Genomic DNA, 2,934 nt, shown 5'->3' on the forward strand with positions numbered 1-2,934 from the left:
CGAGGCGCCGCAACAATGGGCAATTCCGCGTCCAGCGCCCGTGCCAGGCGGGCCTGGAAGGCCGCGCTCGGGGTCAGCGCCAGGTCGGCGTTGCGCAGGGAATCACCGATCAGATGATAGGTGTCCCAGGTCTCGCGCCCCTCGCGGGACAACAAGCCGGGAAATATGTCGTCGGATTCTTCTCCGTCCATCCAGGCGGAAACCGATTCCTCCCAGGAGGACTCGGCGATCACAACGGATTTGGCTGCTGTTTGCATGACTGCCACTCCTTACCAGCGACGCTCGGCATCGGTGCCTAGCAATGGACGCAACTTGACGGCGATGGCTTCACGCGCACGAAAAATGCGGGAGCGCACCGTACCGATAGGGCAATCCATGCTCTGGGCGATGTCTTCGTAACTCATACCTTCGATTTCACGCAGGACAATTGCGGTGCGCAATTCTTCAGGCAATTCCTCGATAGCCGCGTTCACCGTCTCGGCGATTTCGCGGCTGGCGACCATGGATTCCGGCGTGCTTATATCGGTTAGGTTGTCGGTTTCGTTAAAAGTTTCACCGTCTTCCGTTTCTATCGCATTGGGCGCGCTGGGGCGCCGGCCCTGCGAGGCCAGCCAGTTGCGCGCCGTATTGATGGCGATCCGGTACAGCCAGGTGTAAAAGGCGCTGTCCCCCCGGAACTGGGGCAAGGCGCGGTAGGCCTTGATGAAGGCCTCCTGGGCTACGTCCTCGATTTCCGAGGGATCGCGGATCATGCGGGCCAACAGGCGGAGAATCTTGCGCTGGTACTTGAGCACCAGCAGGTCGAATGCCTTCTTGTCGCCCCGCTGGACGCGCGCGACAAGCTCAGCGTCGACTTCGCGCTCGCTCATGACGCCTCCCGCAGGCGGGCCGCCGGGCGGACGGGCCGCGCCGCGCCGGCCAGCAGGCACAGGCGCCGCCAGGACTCAGGTCGCAACGTCCGCTGCCAGACGGTGAGGGTAATTGTGCTGTTGGTAAAGGCCGTACTCCCGGTGGGCAAGGGCTGCAAAGTGAGCGTCAGCCAGCGGGGTCCGCGCTGTTCTTGCAACAGCCTCGCGTCCTGCCAGCCTTGCGGCAGGCGCACCTGCCAGCGCCCTGCCCCGGCTGCCGCGCGTAATGCGGATACGGGGGACAGGCTGCTCCGTGCCGAGTGTAACAGCCCGGCCAGCACCAGCAGGAGCGCGCTCGCGGCGCCCGCCGCCCATGCCATGCCGTGCCAGGACGCGGCCAGCAGCGCACTGCCGCCAGCGGCGGCCAGCGCCAGGCCAAAAAGCGCCGTAGCGCTTTTTGGCCGAACGACAGGCACGCGAAACGCCCAGTGTCCCCCGAGCGGCTCGTCCAAATCAGACCCGGCGAACGGCCATCGAGCCGTTGGTGCCGCCGAAGCCGAACGAGTTGGACAGGCCGACTTCGATCTTCATCTGCCGCGCCTCGTTGGCGCAGTAATCCAGATCGCATTCCGGATCTTGATTGAAGATGTTGATCGTGGGCGGCGACACCTGGTTGTAGACCGCCAGGGTGGTGAACACCGCCTCGATACCGCCGGCCGCGCCGAGCAGGTGCCCGGTCATGGACTTGGTCGAATTGACCACCAGCTTCTTGGCGTGGTCGCCGAAAGCCAGCTTCAGCGCATCGGTCTCGTTCTTGTCGCCCAGAGGCGTCGAGGTGCCGTGGGCGTTGACGTACTGGATGTCTTCCGCGTTCAGGCCGCCATTGCGCAGCGCGTTCAAGACGCCGCGGCGCGGACCGTCCTTGTCGGGAGCCGTGATGTGGTGCGCGTCCGAGCTCATGCCATAGCCCGCGAGCTCACCGTAGATGCGCGCGCCGCGTTTTTTGGCGTGTTCGTACTCTTCCAGCACCAGTACGCCCGCGCCCTCGCCCAGCACGAAGCCGTCGCGGTCGCGGTCCCAGGGGCGCGAAGCCGTTTCAGGATCGTCATTGCGGGTCGACAAGGCGCGCATGGCGGCGAAGCCGCCGACGCCCAACGGCGACACGGTCGACTCGGCGCCGCCAGCCACCATGACGTCGGCATCGCCGTACTCGATCAGGCGCGCGGCATCGCCGATGCAATGCAGGCCGGTGGTGCAAGCCGACACCACCGCGTAGCTCGGACCCTTCATGCCATAGGCAATGGACAGGTGGCCGGAAATCAGGTTGATCAGCGAACCAGGCACGAAGAACGGCGAAATGCGGCGCGGACCCTTGGCCAGGTATTCAACCTGGGTTTCCTCGATGCGCGGCAGGCCGCCGATGCCGGAACCCACGATCACGCCGATGCGTTCCGCATTGGCTTCGGTGACTTCCAGGCCGCAATCGCGCCATGCCTGCATCCCCGCTGCCAGGCCGTAATGGATGAAGGTATCCATCTGGCGGGCTTCCTTGGCCGAGATATAGGTGCTGATGTCGAAGTCTTTGACTTCGCCAGCTATATGCGTGGTGATGGCCGAGGGATCGAAACGGGTGATGCGGCTGATGCCAGAACGTCCGTTGACGATATTGTCCCAAGCGGTGGTCAAGTCGTTCCCGACGGGAGAAACGATACCCAGGCCAGTGATGACGACACGTCGCTTCACGGATGACTCCTCAAACAGACAAAAGAAAGGCGGTTTTCGGGATGCGCTGCACGTGCGGTCCACACGAAAGCGGGTCGGGCTTTACTACGCCCTTCCCGCATGCGGACCGCACGGCAAATTCCTGAAACCGCCCCGATTTCCCGGTTGGCTGCGACGGCTGTCGCGAGGCAACCAGAAGGGTAAAAGCCCAGCTTACTGCTTGCCGTGCGAATTGATGTAGTCAATCGCTTGTTGCACGGTCGTGATCTTTTCGGCCTCTTCGTCGGGGATCTCGGTCTCGAATTCGTCTTCGAGCGCCATGACCAGTTCGACCATGTCGAGCGAATCGGCACCGAGGTCGTCA

The 2,934-nt window shown here is 63.7% G+C and carries 5 protein-coding genes; all 5 read right to left on the bottom strand.

What is annotated here, in order from left to right:
• Window positions 1–257: sigma-E factor negative regulatory protein (locus VIR09_RS05975; RefSeq protein WP_332012041.1), on the bottom strand; the 257-nt coding region annotated here is incomplete at its 3' end.
• 12 nt (window positions 258–269) lie between these two features.
• The gene (gene rpoE, locus VIR09_RS05980) at window positions 270–869 is read right to left on the bottom strand and encodes an RNA polymerase sigma factor RpoE (protein WP_332012042.1); all 600 of its coding nucleotides are present in this window, start codon (window positions 867–869) and stop codon (window positions 270–272) included.
• Window positions 866–1,360, bottom strand: a complete 495-nt coding sequence (locus tag VIR09_RS05985; protein WP_332012043.1) for a hypothetical protein — start codon at window positions 1,358–1,360, stop codon at window positions 866–868. Before VIR09_RS05985 ends, rpoE begins: the two co-directional genes overlap by 4 nt.
• Window position 1,361: 1 nt before the next feature.
• Complete coding sequence (gene fabF / locus VIR09_RS05990) at window positions 1,362–2,591, bottom strand: beta-ketoacyl-ACP synthase II (protein ID WP_332012044.1); 1,230 nt, start codon at window positions 2,589–2,591, stop codon at window positions 1,362–1,364.
• Window positions 2,592–2,783: 192 nt separating this feature from the next.
• Window positions 2,784–2,934 (bottom strand): acyl carrier protein (acpP, locus tag VIR09_RS05995; protein WP_332012045.1); only part of this gene is annotated, 151 nt, incomplete at its 5' end.

The sequence above is a fragment of the Achromobacter sp. genome (assembly GCF_036567245.1).
In the GTDB taxonomy this organism is placed as follows: Bacteria; Pseudomonadota; Gammaproteobacteria; order Burkholderiales; family Burkholderiaceae_B; genus Achromobacter.

Excerpts from the sequence above, each read along its gene's own strand:
- rpoE (WP_332012042.1), bottom strand. The coding sequence starts at position 869 with ATGAGCGAGCGCGAAGTCGACGCTGAGCTTGTCGCGCGCGTCCAGCGG.